This window comes from Duganella sp. HH101 (assembly GCF_001758795.1).
GTDB lineage: Bacteria > Pseudomonadota > Gammaproteobacteria > Burkholderiales > Burkholderiaceae_D > Rugamonas > Rugamonas rivuli.
Map to the genome: position 1 here is coordinate 35,682 of NZ_LRON01000025.1, position 20,918 is coordinate 56,599.

Annotated in this window: 22 protein-coding genes and 3 tRNA genes; 19 read left to right on the forward strand and 6 right to left on the reverse strand. The window is 63.3% G+C overall.

All coding sequences use genetic code 11. The annotated features are described in order from the left end of the window. Positions 1-110 precede the first annotated feature (110 nt). The 5 genes from DUGA2_RS34630 (at position 111) to DUGA2_RS27675 (ending at position 2,425) form a co-directional block, all read left to right on the forward strand. Positions 111-464 (forward strand): hypothetical protein, encoded by a 354-nt coding sequence (locus DUGA2_RS34630; RefSeq protein ID WP_229214787.1) that lies wholly within the window; start codon positions 111-113, stop codon positions 462-464. Between the two features lie 190 nt (positions 465-654). After that, positions 655-731, forward strand: a tRNA-Arg gene (locus DUGA2_RS27660). A 136-nt stretch (positions 732-867) separates the two neighbouring features. Beyond that, a tRNA-Arg gene (locus DUGA2_RS27665) sits at positions 868-944 on the forward strand. A 239-nt stretch (positions 945-1,183) separates the two neighbouring features. After that, entirely contained in the window at positions 1,184-2,287 is a 1,104-nt protein-coding gene (locus DUGA2_RS27670) for an acyltransferase (RefSeq protein WP_071658987.1), read from the forward strand. 61 nt (positions 2,288-2,348) lie between these two features. Further along, positions 2,349-2,425 (forward strand) — tRNA-Arg (locus tag DUGA2_RS27675). Between the two features lie 62 nt (positions 2,426-2,487). Here DUGA2_RS27675 and DUGA2_RS27680 read toward each other — a convergent pair. Both DUGA2_RS27680 and DUGA2_RS27685 read right to left on the reverse strand, forming a co-directional pair. Next, positions 2,488-3,369, reverse strand: coding sequence for a PEP-CTERM sorting domain-containing protein (locus DUGA2_RS27680; RefSeq protein WP_083296504.1), 882 nt, complete (start codon positions 3,367-3,369; stop codon positions 2,488-2,490). 73 nt (positions 3,370-3,442) lie between these two features. Beyond that, positions 3,443-3,649: an entry exclusion lipoprotein TrbK gene (locus DUGA2_RS27685; protein WP_070272608.1), complete on the reverse strand. Its 207-nt coding sequence runs from the start codon at positions 3,647-3,649 to the stop codon at positions 3,443-3,445. 83 nt (positions 3,650-3,732) lie between these two features. Here DUGA2_RS27685 and DUGA2_RS27690 point away from each other — a divergent pair, with 83 nt between their 5' ends. The 13 genes from DUGA2_RS27690 to DUGA2_RS27745 all read left to right on the forward strand — a co-directional run bounded on the left by DUGA2_RS27690 (position 3,733) and on the right by DUGA2_RS27745 (position 17,158). Next, positions 3,733-4,878: an alpha-hydroxy acid oxidase gene (locus tag DUGA2_RS27690; RefSeq protein WP_070272609.1), complete on the forward strand. Its 1,146-nt coding sequence runs from the start codon at positions 3,733-3,735 to the stop codon at positions 4,876-4,878. Further along, on the forward strand, positions 4,878-5,756 hold the full coding sequence (locus DUGA2_RS27695; RefSeq protein ID WP_070272610.1) for a class I SAM-dependent methyltransferase: 879 nt from the start codon (positions 4,878-4,880) through the stop codon (positions 5,754-5,756). The genes DUGA2_RS27690 and DUGA2_RS27695 overlap by 1 nt, the downstream gene beginning before the upstream one ends. Before the next feature lie 156 nt (positions 5,757-5,912). Then, on the forward strand, positions 5,913-6,050 hold the full coding sequence (locus DUGA2_RS34115) for a hypothetical protein (protein WP_008447650.1): 138 nt from the start codon (positions 5,913-5,915) through the stop codon (positions 6,048-6,050). 73 nt (positions 6,051-6,123) lie between these two features. After that, the gene (locus tag DUGA2_RS27700; protein WP_070272611.1) at positions 6,124-7,098 is read left to right on the forward strand and encodes a TOMM precursor leader peptide-binding protein; all 975 of its coding nucleotides are present in this window, start codon (positions 6,124-6,126) and stop codon (positions 7,096-7,098) included. 3 nt (positions 7,099-7,101) lie between these two features. Further along, positions 7,102-8,433, forward strand: coding sequence for a YcaO-like family protein (locus DUGA2_RS27705; RefSeq protein WP_070272612.1), 1,332 nt, complete (start codon positions 7,102-7,104; stop codon positions 8,431-8,433). 12 nt (positions 8,434-8,445) lie between these two features. Then, positions 8,446-9,294: a SagB/ThcOx family dehydrogenase gene (locus DUGA2_RS27710; RefSeq protein WP_083296506.1), complete on the forward strand. Its 849-nt coding sequence runs from the start codon at positions 8,446-8,448 to the stop codon at positions 9,292-9,294. Then, the gene (locus DUGA2_RS27715) at positions 9,291-11,666 is read left to right on the forward strand and encodes an ATP-binding cassette domain-containing protein (protein ID WP_070272614.1); all 2,376 of its coding nucleotides are present in this window, start codon (positions 9,291-9,293) and stop codon (positions 11,664-11,666) included. Before DUGA2_RS27710 ends, DUGA2_RS27715 begins: the two co-directional genes overlap by 4 nt. Beyond that, the gene (locus DUGA2_RS27720) at positions 11,663-12,784 is read left to right on the forward strand and encodes an ABC transporter permease (RefSeq protein ID WP_070272615.1); all 1,122 of its coding nucleotides are present in this window, start codon (positions 11,663-11,665) and stop codon (positions 12,782-12,784) included. Before DUGA2_RS27715 ends, DUGA2_RS27720 begins: the two co-directional genes overlap by 4 nt. Before the next feature lie 22 nt (positions 12,785-12,806). Beyond that, positions 12,807-13,352: a DUF2141 domain-containing protein gene (locus tag DUGA2_RS27725; RefSeq protein WP_141753400.1), complete on the forward strand. Its 546-nt coding sequence runs from the start codon at positions 12,807-12,809 to the stop codon at positions 13,350-13,352. A gap of 10 nt (positions 13,353-13,362) precedes the next feature. Beyond that, a complete protein-coding gene (locus DUGA2_RS27730; RefSeq protein ID WP_070272616.1) occupies positions 13,363-14,037 on the forward strand; it encodes an ABC transporter ATP-binding protein in 675 nt (224 codons plus the stop codon). Then, positions 14,034-15,266 (forward strand): ABC transporter permease, encoded by a 1,233-nt coding sequence (locus DUGA2_RS27735; RefSeq protein ID WP_070272617.1) that lies wholly within the window; start codon positions 14,034-14,036, stop codon positions 15,264-15,266. Before DUGA2_RS27730 ends, DUGA2_RS27735 begins: the two co-directional genes overlap by 4 nt. 75 nt (positions 15,267-15,341) lie before the next feature. After that, complete coding sequence (locus tag DUGA2_RS27740) at positions 15,342-16,010, forward strand: outer membrane lipoprotein-sorting protein (protein WP_070272618.1); 669 nt, start codon at positions 15,342-15,344, stop codon at positions 16,008-16,010. After that, entirely contained in the window at positions 16,007-17,158 is a 1,152-nt protein-coding gene (locus tag DUGA2_RS27745) for a porin (RefSeq protein ID WP_141753401.1), read from the forward strand. Before DUGA2_RS27740 ends, DUGA2_RS27745 begins: the two co-directional genes overlap by 4 nt. A gap of 52 nt (positions 17,159-17,210) precedes the next feature. On the opposite strand, the gene DUGA2_RS27750 is transcribed toward DUGA2_RS27745, so the two are convergent. Both DUGA2_RS27750 and DUGA2_RS27755 read right to left on the reverse strand, forming a co-directional pair. Then, complete coding sequence (locus DUGA2_RS27750; protein WP_070272620.1) at positions 17,211-17,693, reverse strand: hypothetical protein; 483 nt, start codon at positions 17,691-17,693, stop codon at positions 17,211-17,213. A 15-nt stretch (positions 17,694-17,708) separates the two neighbouring features. Continuing rightward, the gene (locus DUGA2_RS27755; protein ID WP_083296508.1) at positions 17,709-18,146 is read right to left on the reverse strand and encodes a GNAT family N-acetyltransferase; all 438 of its coding nucleotides are present in this window, start codon (positions 18,144-18,146) and stop codon (positions 17,709-17,711) included. 89 nt (positions 18,147-18,235) lie between these two features. On the opposite strand from DUGA2_RS27755, the gene DUGA2_RS27760 reads away from it, so the two are divergent. Then, positions 18,236-18,922 (forward strand): SDR family NAD(P)-dependent oxidoreductase, encoded by a 687-nt coding sequence (locus DUGA2_RS27760; protein ID WP_070272621.1) that lies wholly within the window; start codon positions 18,236-18,238, stop codon positions 18,920-18,922. Between the two features lie 3 nt (positions 18,923-18,925). Here the strand turns inward: DUGA2_RS27760 and DUGA2_RS27765 are convergent, their stop codons facing one another. Together DUGA2_RS27765 and DUGA2_RS27770 are read right to left on the reverse strand one after the other, a co-directional pair. Next, on the reverse strand, positions 18,926-19,897 hold the full coding sequence (locus DUGA2_RS27765) for a D-2-hydroxyacid dehydrogenase (RefSeq protein WP_070272622.1): 972 nt from the start codon (positions 19,895-19,897) through the stop codon (positions 18,926-18,928). Next, the gene (locus tag DUGA2_RS27770; RefSeq protein WP_070272623.1) at positions 19,894-20,850 is read right to left on the reverse strand and encodes a LysR family transcriptional regulator; all 957 of its coding nucleotides are present in this window, start codon (positions 20,848-20,850) and stop codon (positions 19,894-19,896) included. The genes DUGA2_RS27765 and DUGA2_RS27770 overlap by 4 nt, the downstream gene beginning before the upstream one ends. Between the last annotated feature and the right edge of the window lie 68 nt (positions 20,851-20,918).

Below are 20,918 nucleotides of genomic sequence, written 5' to 3' on the forward strand. Positions count from 1 at the left end.
GCGGGCTAAATCTATTTCCTTGGAGGAGAATAGAGGAGACAGGTGAATGATGCGGCAGTGCGCAAGGTAATGCAAATTCTTTCTCATGATGAGCGAGATCACTGGCATGAATGAAGCCACGCGCAAGCCTTGAAAATCCTGGGTTTGTGAGCGAAATGTTCATGTTTTCTATCGCGCGGGCGCGCGCTGCGGATACACTGGAGGTGGAGCGGCGCGGGGCCGCGAAAGGAGGCGCGATGGCGACGGTAGTGAAGCACAGGAAGGTGAAGATTGTTGTGCTGGAACAAAACGAGCAGATCGCGGGCACCTGCCGCGAGGGCGATATCGCCATCATCAACGATCAGGCGGGCTGGTGGATCAAGTTCGTGGGCGAGGGCGGCCATATCGATTGTTATGGCGTTCCCTATCCTTCCTATAACGAAGCGTTGTGGTCGGCCAAGGCGGCGGCCGAATTCGGCACCTGACAGAGAGTGCTGGACAAGCTCGGGGAGTGTCCCTATAATGCTGCTTCTTTCGAACGGCATGCCGGTTGAAAGAGATGCAGCAAAGCAGTTAGCACGGTGGTTGATTCGGTGTTTTAAACATTGAACCGATTAAACGATAGAAAATATCGAACTTTGCAAAACGAAATTAATGCTTTATAATGTTGCTTAAGCGGCTGTAGCTCAGCTGGATAGAGTACTTGGCTACGAACCAAGGGGTCGTGGGTTCAATTCCTGCCAGCCGCACCAAAATTCGTAAGTGAAAGGGCCTGAAGAGCAATCTTCGGGCCCTTTTGCTATAAGTGTAAGGCCTTGAAACGGATTGCAAAATTTCTTCAAGGAATCCTTCGCCAAACAAGAAAACGCTGTTATAATCTTGTTTTTCGCGGCTGTAGCTCAGCTGGATAGAGTACTTGGCTACGAACCAAGGGGTCGTGGGTTCAATTCCTGCCAGCCGCACCAAAATTCGTAAGTTGAAAGGCCTGAAGAGCAATCTTCAGGCCTTTTGTCTTTTCCTTCCCCCGGGCAAGCCATTTTTCCCGCCATGCGGAATTTGTCGCGGTGCAGCAATGTTGATTTCTTGCTTGCAATTAAATCAATTTTGACGAAATAAAAAACTGTACAAAATCGCAGTCTTTTCTTGTACATTTACTTTATGTCGTATTCCCGGCTAGCGTCGTTGTTTTCTTCTGGATAAAGTTATGTTAACACTCCAACAAACCTCAGCACTGTCAAATCATCGCCCGACGGGGTTTGATTATCTTCGCGTCCTGCTTGCGGTGTGCATCGTCGCATGGCACTCGGTGTCCATCGTGTACGGGGACAAATACGTGGGCGACTTCGTCCCGCTGCGCCCTCTGATCATGTTCCTGGTCCCCAGCTTCTTTGCCCTGAGCGGCTTCCTGGTGTCGGGCAGCCTGTTCCGCACCAACCATTTGCCGACCTTCCTGACCTTGCGCGTGATCCGTATTTTCCCGGCGCTGTGCTGCGAGGTGGTGATTTCCGCCCTGATCATCGGCGCCGCGCTGACGACGCTGCCGATACAGGAATATCTGGCAAGTCCCATGGTGCACGACTACTTCCTCAATGTGCTGGGCATCATCCACTACACCTTGCCTGGCGTCTTCACCAACAATCAAACCGACTCGGTGAACGGCCAGCTGTGGACCATCCCGTTCGAGCTCGAATGCTACATCGCCATCGCCATCCTGTATCTGCTGACCTTGCATCGCCGCCCGCGCGTATTCGTGGTGGTGCTGGCGGTGCTGACGGTGCTGGCGACCGCGCGCGGCTTTACCCGCGACCTGGGGGACTACAACTTCCGGCCGACCGGGCGCTCCGTGGTGTGGGCTTTCCTGTGGGGCGTGGCGCTGTACGCGCTGCGTGAAAAAATCCGCCACAATAAATTTATTCTGGTCGCAAGCATCGCGTTTGCCTGGCTGATGCTGCAGTGGCGGGAAGGCGAGTACCTGGCCGCGCCGGCGATTGCCTATATCACCGTGTATATCGGCCTGATCGATTTCAAAAAATCGTTCGTGCTGTTTGCCAGCGACATTTCCTACGGAATTTACCTGTACGGTTTCGCGGTGCAGCAGGCGGTGTATCAGGTGCTGCCGAATTTCCGCACCTGGCACGAAAACTTCGTCATTTCGCTGGCGATCTCCATGGTGTTTGGCTATTTGTCATGGACTTTTGTCGAGTCAAAGGTAATGAACCGGAAGAACGATGCTATCCAGTTCGTTAATTCCTTTACCGACCGCGTCACCTCGATAGTGCGCGGCATTTTCGGCGTCGGCCAGCGCTGATGCAAAAAAGTGGCCAGGGCTCTTCTTGATTTGAGTTTCCCCTGCTATAATATTGTCTTTCGCGGCTGTAGCTCAGCTGGATAGAGTACTTGGCTACGAACCAAGGGGTCGTGGGTTCAATTCCTGCCAGCCGCACCAAAATTCGTAAGACGAAGGGCCTGAAGAGAAATCTTCAGGCCCTTTTTCTTTGTGCTGCCGATTTAAGCTGCGTGAGCCTTGCGGCGGCGCGCAAGTGCGCCGATCAGGCAGGCGCCGAACGCCAGCATCGCGATCTCCGACGGCTCGGGAACTGCGCTCGGAATATAGCTGGTCTGCAGCGTATAGTCGGCGGCGTAAGCGGCGTCGATGGTAATGGTCGGGGACAGATAGGCGCTGAACTTGTAATATTCCGTGGCGTACTGGTTCACATCAGGGTTGGTCGAATAGAGATAGGCCGTGCTAAGCAATTCAACGAAGTTGTTGTTATTGGGCGTGACCCACAGATCAAACGACGAATCGAAGCTATGGGACAGCGTGCTGCTGCCGCCATTCTGCGGGGTGAAATTACCGGTACCGGTGACGGTGGGAACGCCCCAGTCGAAACTGCCGGTTTGCGCGCCAAGGATATGCACGTCGTCGTCTGGTTGCCCGCTGACGCCGGTGACGAAACTGGCCTTCACTGCGATGTGAGGAGTGTTCGGCGAGAGCGAGTAGGTGTCCGGAATCAGCGGGGTGTATCCGTAATCCGCCGCAATCGATCCTTTGGTGTTGATGTGCAACAGCACCGGTTGCTGCGAGTTGCCACTGACGGACCAGCGGAAGTTCATGCCCAGATTGTTGACGCCCGCCATATGCTCGGCGGAGTTGCTGGTCGATGCCTTGAGCGCGAGGAATGGGGCGCCCGATTGATTGGCGCCAGCCGTGGCGCTGGCCAAAGCCGTTGGCGCGCTGAGGCGATTTTCGCCGAATTGGTCCGTCTGCCGATAGACATAGCCGCCCAGCGTGACTGTTGAGCCGACCAGCGCGGGCGGCATCGCGGGAACCGCCGCCTGAACCTGACTTGCTGCTGCCAACACCAGCAACGATGGAATAATGTTTTTCATGGGAACTCCGAATCTGAAGGAGTCCTAGTGTAATATTAATATTGTTTATATTGCAATATATGTCGATATCAAATCATTGTTTTTTTTCGGCGGCCTGGCTGCATTGCGCCGACAGGATCGCGCGCGTGGTCGCGTCGCTGACGCTGCGGATGGCGTCCGTCGTGCATTGTGCGGCGCCGACCTGCATGGGCACGGCCTGTCGGCCCAGGTTGCGGTAGCCGATGACGCTGATCGCCGCGGCGGCGATCAGCGTCAGCAGGGCGTTGGTTTTAGATTTCAAAAATCATCCCTTCTTTGATAGTGCTTCCATGATACACGGGCCTCGTGCGATGATAATCCGATCATCGTCCCGGAGGAGCGTGCATGACCATCATCACTACCGTTGAAGACCTGCGTGTCTTGGCCCAGAAGCGCGTGCCGCGCATGTTCTACGACTATGCTGATGCCGGCTCGTGGACCGAGTCGACCTACCGCGCCAACGTCGACGATTTCCAGACCATCAAATTCCGCCAGCGCGTGGCCGTCAACCTGGAGAACCGCACGCTGAAAAGCACCATGGTCGGCCAGGACGTGGCGATGCCGGTGGCGCTGGCGCCCACCGGCCTGACCGGCATGCAGCACGCCGACGGCGAGATCCTCGCCGCCAAGGCCGCCGAAAAATTCGGCGTGCCGTTCACGCTGTCGACCATGAGCATCTGCTCGATCGAAGACATCGCCGCCAACACCAGCAAACCCTTCTGGTTCCAGCTGTACGTGATGAAGGACCGCGAATTCATCAACCGCCTGATCGACCGCGCCAAGGCCGCGCGCTGCTCGGCGCTGGTGCTGACGCTGGACCTGCAGGTGCTGGGCCAGCGCCACAAGGACTTGCGCAACGGCCTGTCGGCGCCGCCCAAGCTGACCATCGCCAACATCGTCAACATGGCGACCAAGCCGCGCTGGGTGATGGGCATGCTGGGCACCAGGCGCCGCAGCTTCGGCAACATCGTCGGCCACGCGTCGTCGGTGTCGGACATGTCCTCGCTGTCGTCGTGGACCAGCCAGCAGTTCGACCTGAGCCTGTCGTGGAAGGACGTCGAGTGGATCAAGCAGCGCTGGGGCGGCAAACTGATCATCAAAGGCATCATGGATGCGGAAGATGCGCGGCTGGCGGTGGAAAGCGGCGCCGATGCGCTGATCGTCTCCAATCACGGCGGCCGCCAGCTGGACGGCGCGCAGTCGTCGATCGGCGCGCTGCCCGCCATCGCCGACGCCGTCGGCAAGCAGATCGAAGTGCACATGGACGGCGGCATCCGCTCCGGCCAGGACGTGATCAAGGCGCTGGCGCTGGGCGCCAAGGGCGTCTACATCGGCCGGCCTTTCCTGTACGGCCTGGGCGCGATGGGCGAGGAGGGCGTCAGCAAATGCCTGGACATCATCCGCAACGAGCTCGATCTGACGATGGCTTTCTGCGGCCTGCGCGATGTCGCCAAGGTCGATCACAACATCCTGCTGCCGGGCAGCTACTGATGAAGCAGGGCTTACATGGCGAGGGTTTGCTGCGGCAGGGCGTGGCCAGCCGCAGCGCCTTGGCGGTGGCGATGCTGCGCGCTGCCCACCAGTTGATCGACCGGCCGCTGGTGTTCGACGATCCGCTGGCGCTGGCCGTGCTCGGCCCGGAGCACGCGGAGACGGTGCGCAGCGCGCCGGAGAAATTTGACGCCGGCATCATGCGCGTGCTGCGCGCCGCGATGGCGGTGCGCAGCCGCTTCGCCGAGGATGAACGGGCGGCAGCGCTGGAGCGCGGCGTGCGCCAGTACGTCGTGCTGGGCGCTGGCCTGGACAGCTACGCCTACCGCGATCCCGCGCCCGGCCTGAGCGTGTTCGAGGTCGACCATCCCGCCACCCAGCGCTGGAAGCGCGGCTTGCTGGAGCAGGCCCGCGTGGCCGCACCGGCGTCGCTGACCTACGTGCCGGTCGATTTCGAGCGCGACGACCTGGCCGCCAGGTTGACGGCTGCCGGCTGCCGGCTGGATGAGCCGGTATTCTTTTCCTGGCTGGGCGTGACCCTCTACCTGAGCAACGACGCCGTGTTCGACACGCTGGCCTTCGTCGCCGGCCTGCCGTCCGGCAGCGGCATCGTGTTCGACTACGGCGTGGTGCCCGAGCTGCTCCATCCGATGGAGCGCATGGGCATGGCCTACTTCGCCAGGAAGTACGAGGCCGAGGGTGAACCGTGGATTTCCTTCTTCGCGCCCGAGGTGCTGGCCTGCGAATTGCGCGCGCTGGGCTTTGGCGACGTGTCCGACCATGGCGCCGATCAACTGCGCGCCCGCTATCTTGCAAGCCGCAACGACGGCCTGCAGCTGGGCGGCGGCACGCGTCTGATGCGCGCCCATGTCAAATGAATTTGGATGAATTAGAGTTATTATTCTAGTATCGTTGTATTTAATGTTAGTGCTTGCCGTGCGGCAATCGTAGCGTGCTAATCTCGATTTCGGCGGTCTCCTTATGCGCAAAACGCATGTGGAACCGCCTTTCATTCACTTCTAGAGGAAACAGAAATGGAAATCCTGATCGACACGACCTTCATCTCGATTACCGATTCGACCGAATCGGAATACCTGCAAGACGACATGAGCGGCGCCCTTGCTGATGTCAGCGTTTCGTGCTGCACCTGCTCCTGCTCCTGCTGCTGCTAATTGCCAGCAGGCGGGCGGGATGGCGGTGCTGCCGTCGTCCCGCCTTTCCGCAGCCACGACGATAGGTACCTCTATGAATGACACTCTTTACGTTTCGCCGCTGGCGGAAATCACCACGCTGGGCGACGACAAGATCGCCATGTCCGTGGTCGGCCGCCGCTTCACAGTCGAAGACAAGGTCGGCATGCTCAAGACCATCCTGGACCAGGCCGGGCAGGGCGTGCGGCTCGCCGCGTTGACGGAGTCCATGGCCGACAGCTTCCCGCCCGAGGCGGTCGAGGCGGCGGTGACGGCGCTGGTCAACACCCGTGTGCTGGTGCGCGACGACGCCCGCGCCGGCGGCGACGCCACCCATCAGCATCTGCAGCACCGGCGCGAACTCGATGCGCTGATCCCACGCGACCAGCTGGCCGCCTACGACCGCGCCAACTGGCTGCTGGTGCTGGCCGGCGAGGGCGCCTGCGCCGACGCGCTGGCCGAGGCACTGGCGCAGATGAACGTGCCGCTGCAGCGCATAGGCCGCGACGGCGAGCTGCCGGAGACAAAGGACAAACGCGCACTGCTGCTGGTGTGTTCCGATTTCGAGGACTTCTCCACCTTCCGCGCGATGAACGCCAAGGCGGTCGGACGCGGCATGGCCAGCCTCTATCTGGGCATAGACTGGAGCACGGTGCAATGCGGCCCGATGGTGATGCCGAAGGCGACCGCCTGCTACGAATGTTATTTCCACCGTGTGCGCAGCACGCGCAAATTCGTCGCCGAATTCGACGTGCGCAGCAAGCCGGAAAACATCCTGTACCACGCGCTGCCAAGCCGGCTGGCGATCCAGTTCGGCGTGGCCGAGGCGTCGCGGCTGGTGCTGCAATACCTGAGCGGCACGCTGGACAACCTGCAGCACAGCGTCTTCAGCGAGATCGACAGCCTGACCGGCGAGACCCATCGCAGCCGCGTGCTGCGCCTGCCGCGTTGCGCGTGTTGCGGCAATGCCAGCACGGCGCGGCCGGTCGGCACCGTGTTCCAGCAGTCGCTGCTGCGTCGCCGGGCTTAAGCCATGGAGCGACTATCCGACGCAGCGCGCCTGGCGCTGATTCACGAAGCGCTGGTGCACCGCCGCCACGGCATCATCACCACCTTGCTGGAAGAGACCGAGCATCCCGATGCGCGTGGCCTGTTCGTGTTCAACGCCCTGATGGTCGACGTCAAGGCGATGATGATCGACCCGTCGCGCGCCAAGCCGAACAACCCGACCAGCGACCGCGCCAGCTTGGCCGGTTCCGGCGCCGCCTTCGACCGCACCTCGGCCCTGTGGGCGGCGTTCGGCGAGGCGATCGAACGCTATTCGGCGGCCGTGCATTTCGACGACCAGCTGCATTACGCCAGCCAGGCCGAATTGGGCGCGGCGGCGGTGGGACTGGAGCGGTTCGTGCTGTTCTCGCCCGAGCAGTACGCGGCCGAGGGCTTTGAATTTTCTGCACCGGACGCCGGCGTCACCCGCGCCTGGGCGCGCGCGACCGACCTGTGCGACCCGGAGCGCGAGTGCTATGTGCCGGCACAGATGGTCTATCTCGGCATGCAGGTAAAGAACCAGCGCGAGATCGTCTTCCAATCGTCGTCGACCGGCCTGGCCTGCGGCATGGACGAGCAGCGCGCCATCCTGAGCGGCTTGTGCGAAGTGATCGAGCGCGACGCCTTTGCGGCCATGTGGCAGATGCGCTATGCGCCGCGCCGCCTGGAAGTCAGCGCATCGGCGCGTGCGGCCTTGCTGCCCGGCGTGCAGCGCGCGCTGGAGCATCCGTCGCTGGACGTGCGGCTGTGGGACATCACCACCGATGTCGGCCTGCCGGTGGTGCTGTGCCTGGCGCGCAGCCGCAACGACGGCACCATGTCGCTGGGCGCCAGCGCGCAGCTGGGCGTGGGCCAGGCGATCAACAAGGCGGTGATCGAAGCGCTGCACGGCTATTGCTGGGCAAGCTCCATCCTCGGCGCAGGTACGCCGCTGCCGGAGCGCAGCGCCATCCGCAATCCGGGCGACCACTTCGCCTACTTCCTGGAACCGTCGCGCCAGCAGATGATGGACTTCCTGTTCGAGAACGCGGAGACCATAACCAGCGGCGACGCCTCGCTGCACCAACTGGCCACGCTGGACGATCTGCTTGCCCGCTTGCGCGCCATGGACCTGCCGGCGCTGGCGGTCGATGTCACCTCCGAGGATATCGCCAGTTTGGGCTTCTGCGTGGTGCGCTCGCTGATTCCGGGCCTGCATCCGCTGCTGTTCGGCGACGGCATGTTGAGCCGCGACGAACGCCGCCTGCGCCAGATCGCCCGCCACTGGGGGCTGGCCGAGGTGCCGCCGGCGAATACCGATCCTCACCCATTCCCTTGACGCGGACCTCATATGAACCATAGTTTGCAAGAACTGCTGCCGCCGCAGGCCATGGCGGGCGATTTCGACATCGACGATCCGGCCGAGATTCTGCACGAGCAGACCAAGTTCCATCGCGCCACGCTGGCGGGGCAGGTCAAGAACATCGTCCGTTACCTGCGCCATCCGGCTTTCATCGCGCGCGGCGCGGCCGGCTACAACGTGTTCGCCTCCTGCCCGAAGATCGAGTTGCCGGAGCCTGACCTGGCGCTGGGCGAGCTGGCCGCCGCGATGGCGGGCCGCACCAGCGCACGCGGCTTCGCGCCGGCACTGAGCCTGCGCGAAGTATCAAGCCTGCTGCACCACGCACTGCGCGTGAACCGTTACCGCAGCAGCGACGCGGCGCCGCACGTCAAGCTGGCGTTCCGCGCCTATCCGTCGCCGGGCGGCCTGTATCCGACCGAGTTTTACTTCTTCCTGAACCAGGTCGAAGGCGTCGCGCCGTGCATCGCCCACTACGACGCGCGCGAGCACTGCCTGCGGGTGTTGAAGCGGCAGGACGGTGACGCTTTCGGCAGCGCCGAGGTGCGCGGCGGCGAGCAGTCCATCAAGGCGCCGCTGGTGTGCGTGATGACCAGCGTGCCGCAACGCGCCACCGCCAAATATGGACCTCGCGGTTATCGCATGGCGCTGCTCGAAGCGGGCCACGCCTCGCAGAACCTGTGCCTGGCGGCGCAGGGGCTGGGCATGGGATCGCTGGTCTACGGCGCATATTACGACGATGAACTGGCGGCGCTGCTCGATATCGACGGCGTGACTGAGACCGTGGTGTCGGTCATGCTGCTGGGCCGCGAGGCGCAGCCGGAGACCGCCGCGCCATGAACGACAACGCCATCCGTGTGCTGGGCGATAGGCCGCAGGTGGCCGGGGCCAGTCTGCGGCAGGGCGCTTTCGCGCTGCTGCGTCATGCGGCGGCGGGCGAACGCGATGCCGCGCTGGCGGAGTTGGACCAGCTGTTCGCGCTGCGCGGCCGCTTCCACGCCTATCCGCTGCTGCTCGATATGGTGGTGGGCAAGCAGCCATGGCATGCGAGCGGCTCGCTGTTCGTGCTGGATGCCGCGCCGTTGCCGCCGGCATTGCAGGCTCATTTCGAAGAGGCGATCGCCTGCTGCGCAGCCTTCCTGGAACTGCCCGCGCCGTGCATCCTGCTGAAATGCCGCGCGGAGAGCCGCGACCTGCACCTGACGATGGAGAGTTTCCCGGGACTGGCGTTGCTGCGCCTGTCCACGCTGTCGCCCGGCTACCCGGACGATCTGCGCGCGGTACAGTTCCACGAGGTGGCGCACTGCTTCCTGACTTGCGGCGTGCGCTTGCTGGATGAAGGGCTGGCGCATTTCTTCGCCAGCCGCCACGCGGGCGCCACGCTGCCGGCGGCGAATATGGAGCTGCTGCCGCCGATGCGCACACTGTTGAGCCGCAGCGCCGACAGCATGTTCTGCGAGAGCGTGGACAGCGATCTGGCGGTGTACAAATCGGCCTGCCGCGTCGGCGCCGATTTGCTGGAGGCGATCTATGCGCTGGGCGGGGCGGCGCGCGTTACGCGGCTGTTTGCCGCCGTGGCGCGGGCCGGTTCGGAAGCGCAGATCGTGCGGCTGGTGGAAGAGGCCAGCGCACAGAGTTTTCCCGCCATCGCCCGCAGCGGCGGGCCGAGCGCGGCGCAGGCTGCGCTGATCGAGCGCGCGCGCCAGGCGGTGTTCACGGCGTGGATCAACAAGAATCCGGCGGACATCGACGAGGCCATCGCCACGCTGGAGGCGGACGATGTCTATGCCGAACCGGCGCTGCTCGACAGCCTGCTTGGCGCTCGCATCAATCGCGCGCTGTTGCAGGTGAATTTTGCGACGCCGCCGACTGCCGATGAGTTGGCGCGGCTGGAGCTGCTGCTCAAGGCCGCGGAGTGTTTGCCGCAAGGACGGTTGTGGCTGTGGCGCGGCACGCATGCGATCCTGATGATATTGCTGGCCCGGCCGAATATCATCAAGGTCGCCAGCGCAGGACAGCAGGCGATCCAGGCTTTCAACAAGGCCGTGCAGCTGATACCGGACGATCCCGATTTGCTGGTGCAGCACGCGTCGCTGCTGCTGCATGCGCCGCCCGCATACGGCGGCGACCGCGATCTGGGCGTGAGCAAGCTGCGGCAGGCGATGCTGGATCCGGTCTACCGCGAACACGCACGCCAGGTCTTGCTGGAATACGGCATCGAAACGCCGGCGGAGGAATCCACCGCAGCCGCAGCGGAGCAGATTGCGCCGCCGGCGTCCGAAGTCTCCGCGCAAGCGTTCGACGCGGCGCCGGCACCCGTGCTGCTTGAATTGAGCGGCGTTGAGCTCCGCTTGTCGTCATCCTTCACGCTGCGCCCCGGCGCGCTGACGGTGCGCCGTGGTGAGCGTGTGGCCTTCATCGGCCGCAACGGCAGCGGCAAATCGATGCTGATGGAAACCCTGCTTGGCCTGCGCCGGCCGGACCGTGGCACGGTCGCACTGCATCTGGGCGATCCGCGCGAAGCGGCCACACGCCAGCGCATCGGCGGTCTGCTGCAAGGCTACGACCTGCCAGGCCAGACCAAAGTGCGGGAGATGATGGCGCTGCACCAGGCCATGTATCGCCGCACCGATGCCGCAGTCACCCGCGCACTGGGATTGGACGAACTGCGCGACCGCTACTGGCAGCAGCTCTCGCGCGGCCAGAAACAGCGCCTGATGCTGTGGATGGCGCTGGCCCACGTGCCGGAACTGGCCATCCTCGACGAGCCCTCGCTGGGCCTGGACGAATGGTTCGCCCGCGCACTGCGCGAACTGCTGGCCACATTGCCGGTGACGCTGCTGGTGATCTCGCACGCTCCATCCGACCTGCTGGGCATGGACCGCATCTGCTGCATCGACGACGGCCGCATCGTTGCCGAGGGCACGCTGGCGTCGCTGATGACGCAGCGGGTCGGCCAGTTCAAAGGCGTGCTGCGCCAGGCCTTGCCGGAATCGGCATTGGAAGCCTTGCGCGCACTGCCAGCACTGGTGCAGCCGCCGCGTGAACGCGACGGCGCCTGGGAGCTGTTCGGCGGCGCCGGTTTCGACCAGGCCTTCCGCCAGTTCATCGAACAACATCGTATCGGCACATTCAGCCTGGAGCCGGTGTCGGTAGAGGACTTCCTCGCCGACGTCACGCAAATCGCACCCACGAAGGGGCAGTCAACATGAAGATACTTCTGCATCTGATCAAAGCCGACCTGGCCATGTTCCTGCGCGGGAAGCTGGCGTTGTTCTGGACCTTTGCATTCCCCTTGCTGATGCTGGTCATGCAGATGGCCTTGTTCGGCCAGGACGTCAAGCTTGGCCCAGTGTCGCTGGCGATCGTCGATCTGGATCGCAGCACCGAGAGCGGTGCCTACCTGCGGCAGTTGCAGGCCGGCCTGCGCCAGCAGCACAGCGTGGACTTCTCACCGGTGACGACGCCCGCCAACAGCGCCGACAGCACCGCCGCGCAAGCCGACTTCGTGCTGACGGTACCCGCGGGCTTCGCCGCCAACGTGGCCGCCGGACGCACCACGGACATCGCGCTGCGCAGCGGCCATGGCGCGGGCGCCGCGTTCGACGCCGCCTACGGCCTGCTGCGCGGCTACAGCGACGCCTATAACCTCAACGGCCTGAATGCGCCGCCGCGCGTGACCTTGCCACCGCCGCCGGCCGCTGCCGAACAGGCGCTGGACTACCGCCTGTTCCTCGTCACCGGCCTCGCCGGCATGGTGATACTGTCCACCAGCCTGATGGGATTTGCCGGTCCGTTGGTGGCCGCGCGCGAGGGCGGCATGTTCCGCATGTATCAGCTGTTCCCGATGCCGACCGGCGTCGTGGTGGCCGCATGGTGCGTATCGCGGCTGCTGATCGTGCTGGCCGCCAGTCTGGCGATGTTCGTCGCCGCGTGGGCCATCTACGGCGTGCGCATCAGCGCGGACGGCCCGCAGGTCGTAGCCGCCATCGCCATGCTGGCGCTGGGTGCCGGCGCCTTCCTCGCACTGGGCCTGTTGATCGCGGCCATGACCAACAGCGTGGCCGCCGCCACCATGTTCTGCAATCTGCTGTATGTTCCGCTGCTGTTTTCGGGTAATCTCATGGTCCCGCTGGGCGGCTTGCCCAAGCTGGCCCGCGAGGCGCTGGACTGCCTGCCGTTGAACGCGATGATGTCGAGCATACGTCGCGGCCTCACCGGCGGCATGGGCTGGAGCACCGATATCTACAGCGTGGCCTTGTTGTCGGCGATGCTGGTGGCCTGCCTGGCGCTGTCGGCGCGGCGCTTCACGTGGATGCCGCGCTCCTGATTGCAGTTGAAAGAGATATGACATGAACGTACCGAATCGATCGAAAGAGCAGGATGCCCAGCAAGCCCAGGAGGCCCGGGATACGCGCAGCAAGCTGCGGCGCCTTCCGCTCATCGCCGGCATGAGCGTCATCGCCTGCGCGGGCGTGGTGCTGGCCGTGCTGTTGACACACGTGCAGAAGGCGGCCTTGGTGCAGGCGCCTGCACCCGCCGACGGCGCCAGCATCACGATCAAGTTAAGCGGCGTCGCCGGAAACAAGGGTATGGTCATGGCGGCCTTGTGCGACAAGGCGACCTTCCTCAAACGCTGCCCGTACATGCAGACGGTCGCCGCGTCGCCTGTCGTCAGTCTGGCCTTCGAAGGCGTCAAGCCCGGCATGTATGCGGCCATGCTGTTCCATGACGAAAACGGCAACGGCGAATTCGACCGTTCGCCCAACGGCATGCCGCTGGAGGGCTATGCATTTTCGCGCAACGCCAAGGGCAACTACGGACCGCCGTCCTTCGAGCAGGCGGCGTTCGAAGTCAAGGCCGGCAAAGCGGCCATCGACATCGACATGGTCTACTGAGAGGAAGCGCATGGCGGCCATACTGGAAGTTGACGCGGTATCCAAGCATTATCTGCGAGGCGGCGAGCGCATCGTGGCGTTGGACCAGGTGTCGTTCCGCATCGATCAACCCAGCGTGACAGCCATCGCCGGTCCATCAGGCAGCGGCAAGAGTACCTTGCTCGGCATGCTGGCGCGCTTCGACCGGCCGGACAGCGGCAGCATCAGCGTCGATGGCGAGCGCCTGGACTTGATTGCGGACACGCAGCTGGACCAGTATCGCAACCGCAAGCTCGGTTTCGTCTTCCAGCAATTCAACCTGGTCGGCACGCTGACGGCGCAGGAGAACGTGGAACTGGCGCTGGCGCCGCAAGCGCTGTCGCCGTCGGAACGCAGCCGCCGCGCGGTCGCCGCGCTGGAGATGGTGGGCATGGACCATCGTCTCAAGCACGAACCGTCCGAGCTGTCGGGCGGGCAGCAGCAGCGTGTGGCCATCGCGCGGGCGCTGGTCAATCGTCCCAACCTGGTCATCGCCGACGAGCCGACCGGTAATCTGGACAGCAAGACGGCGCAGCAGTTGCTGGAACTGATCGATAGTCTGAATCGACAGGTCGGCACCACTTTCGTCATCGCCACCCACGATCAGCGGGTGATGGAGATGGCGCACGGCGTGGTGCGGCTGGCGGACGGCAGGCAGGTCGCATGAGGCAGTGGCTCACGCTCGCGCTGCGCAACGTACGGCGCAATGGACGGCGTTCCTTTCTGCTGGGCGGCACGATAAGCGTCGGCACGCTGGCGTTGCTGCTGTTCGTGGCCTACATCGCGGCATCGCTCGATGGCCTGCGCGAGAGCACCATCCGCGGTGGCTTGGGACATGCGCAGCTGGCCGGTGACGGGCAGTTTGACGGCTACGCCGAGCAGCAGCTGCAATATGGACTGGAGCGGCCGGTGCTGGCGCGCGTGGAAGCGCTGCTGGCACGGGAGCCGCAGGTGCGCCGCGTGGTGCCGCGCTTGTCGTTCGCGGGTCTGGTGTCGAACGGCGCGCGCACGCTTAACTTCGAGGGCAGCGGGGTGATGCCGGACCGCGAGCGGCAAGCGTTCGGCGCCTTCCAGACCTTGGCTGCCGGAGCGCCGCTGAGCGCCAAGCCCGAAGGCCGCTATCAGGTTTTAATCGGCAAGGAGATGGCGCGGCGTCTGGCGGTCAAGACCGGCGATTCGATTACATTGATGACTACCACCGTCAACGGCAGCGTCAACGCGATGGATCTTGAAGTCGTGGGGCTGGTGGCGACAGGTATTCCGCAGGCCGATTTGTATCTGCTGCAAATGCCACTGGAAACGGCGCAGGAACTGCTGCGTACCACCAAGGTGTCCAGTGTCGCCTTGCTTTATCAGGACACTGCGCAGGCCGACGAAGTATCGGCCCGGCTGCGCGGGGCGCTGGCTGGCGCGCGAGTCGAGCTGCGCACCTGGCAGGCGCTGGCGCCGTTGTATTCGCAGGTGCTGGCCTTGTACCGCAACCAGTTCCTCGTATTTGGCGTCGTCATCTGCATCATCGTCTTCCTCGGCGTGGCGGCGATGACGCTGACCACCATTTATGAGCGGGGCAGGGAGATCGGCACCATGCGCGCCATGGGCATAGGGCACGCGCTGGTGCGGCGGCTGTTCGTCATGGAGGGCATGCTGCAAGGCCTGTTTGGCTCCTGTGCCGGCGCACTGCTGGCGTTCGCCTCCATCCTGCTGATCAATGCCGCGCATATCGAACTGGCGCCGCCGCCCGGCCGCAATGCCGGCGTGCTGCTGCAGATGTTGTGGGTGCCGTCGTACAGCGCGGCCATCGTCTGCGCCTTGCCGCTGGTGGCGATGCTGGCTGCGTGGACCATCAGCCGCCGCATTGGCCGCATGCCTATCATGTCTTCTCTTTCCATACAGTGAGCCAGCGCCATGCCATTTCAATTTGACCGTGTCCGCTGGTTTGTAGGCTGTGCTGTTTTGGCGGCAGGCCCGGTGATGGCAGCGCCATCTGCGCAGGAGATCCTGCGGCAGGTGGACCGCTACCGCATGCCGTTCGATAGTTTCGAGGCGGCGGTGCGCATCGTGCCGGTGCAGAACGGCCAGGAGCAGGAGCCAGGCACCTATGTGATACGCGGCGCGAATCACAACCAGGTGCTGGTGGAGGCGACCAGCGTCGACCAGCGCGGCCAGAAGTTCCTGACTACCGATGCCGGCATCTTCTTCTATGCGCCCCGCACCCGGCGCGCTATCCGTCTGACGCCGCTGCAAACGCTGCGGGGCAAGGCGTCGATCGGCGACCTGGCGCGCATCAGTTTCACGAACGATTACGACGCCGTGACGATGGATACGCCGCCTGCATCCTGCACCGGCGACTGCGTTGCGCTGGCGTTGAACAGCAAGAACGAAGCTGCCACCTACACGCGGATCACGCTGCTGGCGACCAAACAGCGCGGCCAGTATGTGCCGCTGAAGGCCATGCTGTATGTCGCCAGCGGCAAGCTGTTGAAGATCGCGGAGTTCGACGCGGCCACCGGTGGCCTGCCGCCGGTCACGCGCTATTTCGATCCGCAACTGCCGGCGGAGCAGACCCGCGTGGTGTACGAGAAGATCAAGACAATGGAATTCTCCGCCAGCACCTTCAACCCGCGCAGTCTGGAACAATGAGCGTTCGCCGTTCAGCGTTGATGGCGGGGCTGCTGTTGTGCGGCGGAGCGCGGGCGGACGAGGATAGCCTGGGCGGATTCGTGCTGGCCAGCCAGGAAGCCACGCGCTTGCAAGCGACGCCGCTCAACGTCGATAATTTTCTGGCGATCCCCGAGAGAAAAACCACGCTGGCCGGGCTGCTGGAAGGCCGCTTCCACGACGTGACCTGGCGTGCGCGCTTTGAAACCTGGCGCAGCGATATCGACGGGCGGCATAGCGGCTCCTCGGGAACACTGCAGGAATTGAACCGCGTGTTTCAACTGACGCCGGTGGTGACGCTATCGCTGGGCAAACGGCTGTATGCGCTCGATCCATCCTTCGTCAACCAGCCGCTGGGCTTTCTGCAAAAGCGCACGGACCTGAGCGACCCGCTCGATGAGCTGGGCCAGTCGGAAGGCCTGCCGATGGCGGTGCTGGGCTGGACCGGCTCCCAGGCCAGCCTGACGGCGATCTACAGCAAAGACGCGGCGCGGCATGCGGATGGCTACAACCGCGGCGTTGAACAGTCCATCGTCAAGCTGGGATACGAGTTCGAACAGCTGAGCGTGAGCATGCTGCTGCGTCGCGCCAGCGGAGAGCCCAGCGGCATCGGCGCGACGCTGAGCGGGGCGACAGGCGAGCACCTGTCGTGGTACGGATCGGCGTACAGTGCGCGCAACACGCGGCGCGCGACGGCCGGATTGACCTATACCTTGCGGGATTTGCCGAAGCTGCAACTCGAATATGCCTACGATGGACGCGGCATGTCCGACGGTGAGTACGCCGGGTGGCTGGCGCTGATCGATCGTAATCAATCCTTGCCGCTGCCGGATATCGCGCGCAAGGGCTTGCAGGCACAGGCCGCGCAGGTGCTGACCAGCCAGGGCGCGCGCCAGCGCTATGTCAGCGTGACGCTGGCGCAGACGGTGGGAGACTGGGAACTGGGCGGAGGTGTGTACGCCGGCCGCGACGACCACAGCGCCGTGTGGCATGGCACTGCGGACTATCGCTATTCGCCGCGCACTACATTGATGTTGTCGGTACTGCGCCAGACCGGCGACACCCGTTCCGAGCGAGGCCTGTCGCCATTAGGCAGCAGGCTTGCTTTCCGGGTGCGCCGGCTTTTCTAGTGCGATTCGATCTGCGCCAGTGTTTCGAACTTCCGACATCGATAGCTGAGGCTCAAGGGAATTGTTTTCGATATGTGTCGACCATCCCAGCCACATCGTCCGGGACCGATACGCTGCGCCGCGCCATGATTATTTGCTTGCCATCGAGCCCGGTGCACACCAGTTTGGGGCCGGCCGCTTCGTGGTGGCAGGGGATGACTGCACCGGCGCCTTTTGTTTCTCCTTTTGGCCGCAGCGGCCGAACCTGCAGCGTATCTCCGTCCAATGTCGCCGTCACTGGCCAACCCACGATGGCGCGCGGGGCGGGCTTGCCGTCGTCGATGCCGTCGATACGCCGAGGTGCCGATGCAGATCCGGCCATGATTCCAAATCCATCTGCGAGAAAATACATTTCGAGTTGTTCAGCCGTGCCTTCAAACAGGGAAGCTCCGGTAGCCCATGAGCCAGCGATGTGCGGCGGCAGGTCTTCAGCCGCATGGGCTGCCATGTGAAACGAACTGCACAGCACTACCAGCTTTAACCACGAAGTACGCATTGTGTTCCTCTCGATTTATCCAGCACTCGCCAGCAGATAATACGCGTCGTTACCTTCGACCCGCTCCCGGCTCCATCCTTGCGAGGCATAGAACCGGTCCGCCCTGGTTCCCATTCCGGTACTCAGGCGAACAAACTCGTTGCCCTGCTCGAAAAGCCACATGGTGGCGATGTTGAGCAATTGCTTGGCGATCCCTCGACCCTCGTATTCCTGCGCCATGAACAGCGCCCAGATGGAAGAATCGGTGTTGTTCGCATAGCAGAATCCGGCGATCGCGCCATCCGCTTCCGCGACCCAGCCACGGCCCAGCAATTCCAGATAATCCTCATACATTTTTTGCGTAATCCGGCTCGGATCGGAAAGCACATTTTCGCGAACAGCCAGACGGATCGTCGACATCGCAGGGATGTCATGCGCCGTCGCCTGGCGAAAAACTATTTGGGTTTGTGGCATCGCTGTCCTTATTCGGCTAATTTGGTTCCGATTTAATTATGCATTTAATATAATCTATTATTTTAGTTAACTATAAGGCTGACGTAAAGATGAAGGCAATTATTACTGGCGGCAACCGAGGTATCGGGCTTGAAATAACGAAGAAGCTGTTGAGCAAGGGGTTTGAAGTGCATGTCTTGTCCCGGTCGGGCGTCTCCGCCGCCATGGATGGTTTAACTTCGTGGACGGCAGACGTTTCTGAATACGAACAGGCGCTGCAGATTGTCGAGAAGATCGGCACGCCAGACGTCTTCATCAACAACGCGGGCATGATGAACGCGAAGACGGCCAGCGACTACGACGGCGAGGCTATCCTCCACACGCTCAACATGAACCTGATCTCCGCGGTGCGGCTGAGCGTTCATGTGGCGGAGCGGATGGCGGGCAAGGGCGGCGGCCGCATCGTCAGCATGGGGTCGATTGCCGGCGAAATCGGCCACCCGGACATCTGGTATGGCATTTCAAAAGCGGGCCTGATGAATGCGATGCGTTCGCTCGCGCGCACCTACGGCCCCAGGGGCGTGATTGCCAACTCGGTCGCGCCGGGCCCCGTCGAAACGGACATGATGAAAAACATACCGCAAGACCGAAAGGAGCGCCTGAAGGCCGCGACCATCAGCCAGCGATTCTGCCTGGCGGAGGAGGTAGCGGAAACCGTCAGCTGGCTTGCAAGCGACGCACCTGCGTTCATTAACGGTGAAGTGATCGATATGAACAACGGCACCAATTACCGATAGCCGTCAGCCGACCACGTTCCTTGGCGCACCCGCCACCCACGCCTCGATATTGTCGATCAGCTGGTCCGCCAGCACCTGCATGGCCTGCGAGCTGGCCCAGGCCGAATGCGGCGTCAGGATGAAGTTGGGCAGCCGCAGGTTGAGCAGCACGTTGTCGGCCGGCGGCGGTTCCTGCATCAGCACGTCGAAACCCGCGCCGGCGATCACGCCGGCGCGCAGGGCGTCGGCCAGCGCCGTTTCGTCCACCAGACCGCCGCGTGCGGTGTTGATCAGCAGCGCGCTGCGCTTCATGCGTATCAGCTCTTTTGCGCTGATCAGGTTGCGCGTCTTGTCGTTCAGCGGCAGGTGCAGGCTGAGGATGTCCGACGTTTCCAGCAGCTCGTCGAAACCCACTTCGCGCACGCCGTCGCCCGCCGCATCGGGCAGCGGCGAGCGCGTATGCACGATCACCTCCATGCCGAACGCCTTGGCGATGCGCGCCACCGATTTGCCCAGCGCCCCATATCCCAGCAGGCCAAGGCGGCTGCCCGCCAAGTCCGAAATCGGATGGCCGAACAGGCAGAAACGCTCGGACTTCTGCCACAGCCCCGCCTCGATATCGGCGCGGTACGCCACCAGCTGCCGCCGCAACGCCAGCATCAGCGCGAAGGTGTGCTCGGGCAGCGTGTGCACCGCGTAGTTGCGGATGTTCGAGACGACGATGCCGCGCTCGCGGCAGGCCGCCAGGTCGATGATGTCGGTACCGGTGGCGGCCACCGCGATCATCTTCAGCTCCGGCAGCTGCGCCAGTTCGGCCGCGCGCAGCGGCACCTTGTTGGTGATGGCGATGGTGGCGCGGGCGTCGCGCAGGCGCGGCATGGCGTCCGCCCCCTTGGTGGCGGCATGCTCGGACCACGCATGCGCGAACGCAGGCTTGCGGATGTTGGCGATCACGCTGTCGCGGTCGAGGAATACGATGCGGTGGGCTTCAGTCATATGGCAACCTCAAAAGGAGTCGGGCGCGTTGGCGGTGCGGCTTTCGGCAGGCGCATGCCCGGATGGTTGGAAAACAGTTCGGCGACCCATTCGACGAACACCCGCACCTTGGCCGACAGGTGGCGGTTCTGCGGGTAGACCACGTGCACCGGCAGCGGGTCGGTGCTCCAGTCGTCCAGCAGCTGTTCGAAGCGGCCGTCCTTGAGCATGGGCTCCATCATAAAGTTCGGCATCTGCAAGATGCCCAGTCCCGCCAGGCCTGCCGCAATGTAGGCATTGGTGTCGTTGACGGCGATGTGGCCGGGCAGGGCGACCTGTATCCGGTGGCCGTCGCGCGAGAAGTCCCAGTCGAACAGCTTGCCGGTGCGGGAGGAGAAATAGTTCACGCAGCGGTGGCGCATCAGCTCATCGGGATGGACCGGCCGGCCGTAGCGGTTCAGGTAGTCCGGCGTGGCGCAGGTGACGAACTGCAGGATGCCGACGCGCCGCGCGATCAGGTTGGAATCGCCCAGCACGCCGCCGCGCACCGCGCAGTCGACGCCTTCCTCGATCAAATCGATGGTGCGGTCGCTGCAGCCCAGCTCCAGCTGGATGTCCGGATAGCGCATGAAGAAGTCGGGCAGGGCGGGGATCAGCACGTCGCTGGCCAGGCCGGTGGGCGCGTCGACCCGCAGCCGCCCGCTGGGGCTGAGCCGCGTGCGCGACAGCGATTCCTCGGCCTCGCGCACGTCCGACAGGATGCGCAGGCAGCGCTCATAATAGGCGGCGCCGTCGGCCGTCACGCTGACCTGGCGCGTGGTCCGGTGCAGCAGCTTGACCGACAGCGCCGCCTCCAGCGACTGGATCAGCGTCGACACGGTGGCCTTGGGCAGCTGCATGTTGTCGGCCGCGCGCGTGAAGCCGCCGGCATCGACCACCTGCACGAACACTTCCATCGCTTGTAGTTTATTCATCTTTGAGTCCCATTGTTCGGAATCCTGAACAATCAATTCGACATTGCACTATTTATCAGATTGTAGAT

Excerpts from the sequence above, each read along its gene's own strand:
- DUGA2_RS27750 (WP_070272620.1), bottom strand. The coding sequence starts at position 17,693 with ATGCGTACTTCGTGGTTAAAGCTGGTAGTGCTGTGCAGTTCGTTTCAC.
- DUGA2_RS27735 (WP_070272617.1), top strand. The coding sequence starts at position 14,034 with ATGAGGCAGTGGCTCACGCTCGCGCTGCGCAACGTACGGCGCAATGGA.
- DUGA2_RS27765 (WP_070272622.1), bottom strand. The coding sequence starts at position 19,897 with ATGACTGAAGCCCACCGCATCGTATTCCTCGACCGCGACAGCGTGATC.
- DUGA2_RS27770 (WP_070272623.1), bottom strand. The coding sequence starts at position 20,850 with ATGAATAAACTACAAGCGATGGAAGTGTTCGTGCAGGTGGTCGATGCC.
- DUGA2_RS34115 (WP_008447650.1), top strand. The coding sequence starts at position 5,913 with ATGGAAATCCTGATCGACACGACCTTCATCTCGATTACCGATTCGACC.
- DUGA2_RS27715 (WP_070272614.1), top strand. The coding sequence starts at position 9,291 with ATGAACGACAACGCCATCCGTGTGCTGGGCGATAGGCCGCAGGTGGCC.
- DUGA2_RS27755 (WP_083296508.1), bottom strand. The coding sequence starts at position 18,146 with ATGCCACAAACCCAAATAGTTTTTCGCCAGGCGACGGCGCATGACATC.
- DUGA2_RS27695 (WP_070272610.1), top strand. The coding sequence starts at position 4,878 with ATGAAGCAGGGCTTACATGGCGAGGGTTTGCTGCGGCAGGGCGTGGCC.
- DUGA2_RS27745 (WP_141753401.1), top strand. The coding sequence starts at position 16,007 with ATGAGCGTTCGCCGTTCAGCGTTGATGGCGGGGCTGCTGTTGTGCGGC.
- DUGA2_RS27680 (WP_083296504.1), bottom strand. The coding sequence starts at position 3,369 with ATGAAAAACATTATTCCATCGTTGCTGGTGTTGGCAGCAGCAAGTCAG.
- DUGA2_RS27725 (WP_141753400.1), top strand. The coding sequence starts at position 12,807 with ATGAACGTACCGAATCGATCGAAAGAGCAGGATGCCCAGCAAGCCCAG.
- DUGA2_RS27720 (WP_070272615.1), top strand. The coding sequence starts at position 11,663 with ATGAAGATACTTCTGCATCTGATCAAAGCCGACCTGGCCATGTTCCTG.
- DUGA2_RS27730 (WP_070272616.1), top strand. The coding sequence starts at position 13,363 with ATGGCGGCCATACTGGAAGTTGACGCGGTATCCAAGCATTATCTGCGA.
- DUGA2_RS27705 (WP_070272612.1), top strand. The coding sequence starts at position 7,102 with ATGGAGCGACTATCCGACGCAGCGCGCCTGGCGCTGATTCACGAAGCG.
- DUGA2_RS27710 (WP_083296506.1), top strand. The coding sequence starts at position 8,446 with ATGAACCATAGTTTGCAAGAACTGCTGCCGCCGCAGGCCATGGCGGGC.
- DUGA2_RS27740 (WP_070272618.1), top strand. The coding sequence starts at position 15,342 with ATGGCAGCGCCATCTGCGCAGGAGATCCTGCGGCAGGTGGACCGCTAC.
- DUGA2_RS27670 (WP_071658987.1), top strand. The coding sequence starts at position 1,184 with ATGTTAACACTCCAACAAACCTCAGCACTGTCAAATCATCGCCCGACG.
- DUGA2_RS27760 (WP_070272621.1), top strand. The coding sequence starts at position 18,236 with ATGAAGGCAATTATTACTGGCGGCAACCGAGGTATCGGGCTTGAAATA.
- DUGA2_RS34630 (WP_229214787.1), top strand. The coding sequence starts at position 111 with ATGAAGCCACGCGCAAGCCTTGAAAATCCTGGGTTTGTGAGCGAAATG.
- DUGA2_RS27700 (WP_070272611.1), top strand. The coding sequence starts at position 6,124 with ATGAATGACACTCTTTACGTTTCGCCGCTGGCGGAAATCACCACGCTG.
- DUGA2_RS27690 (WP_070272609.1), top strand. The coding sequence starts at position 3,733 with ATGACCATCATCACTACCGTTGAAGACCTGCGTGTCTTGGCCCAGAAG.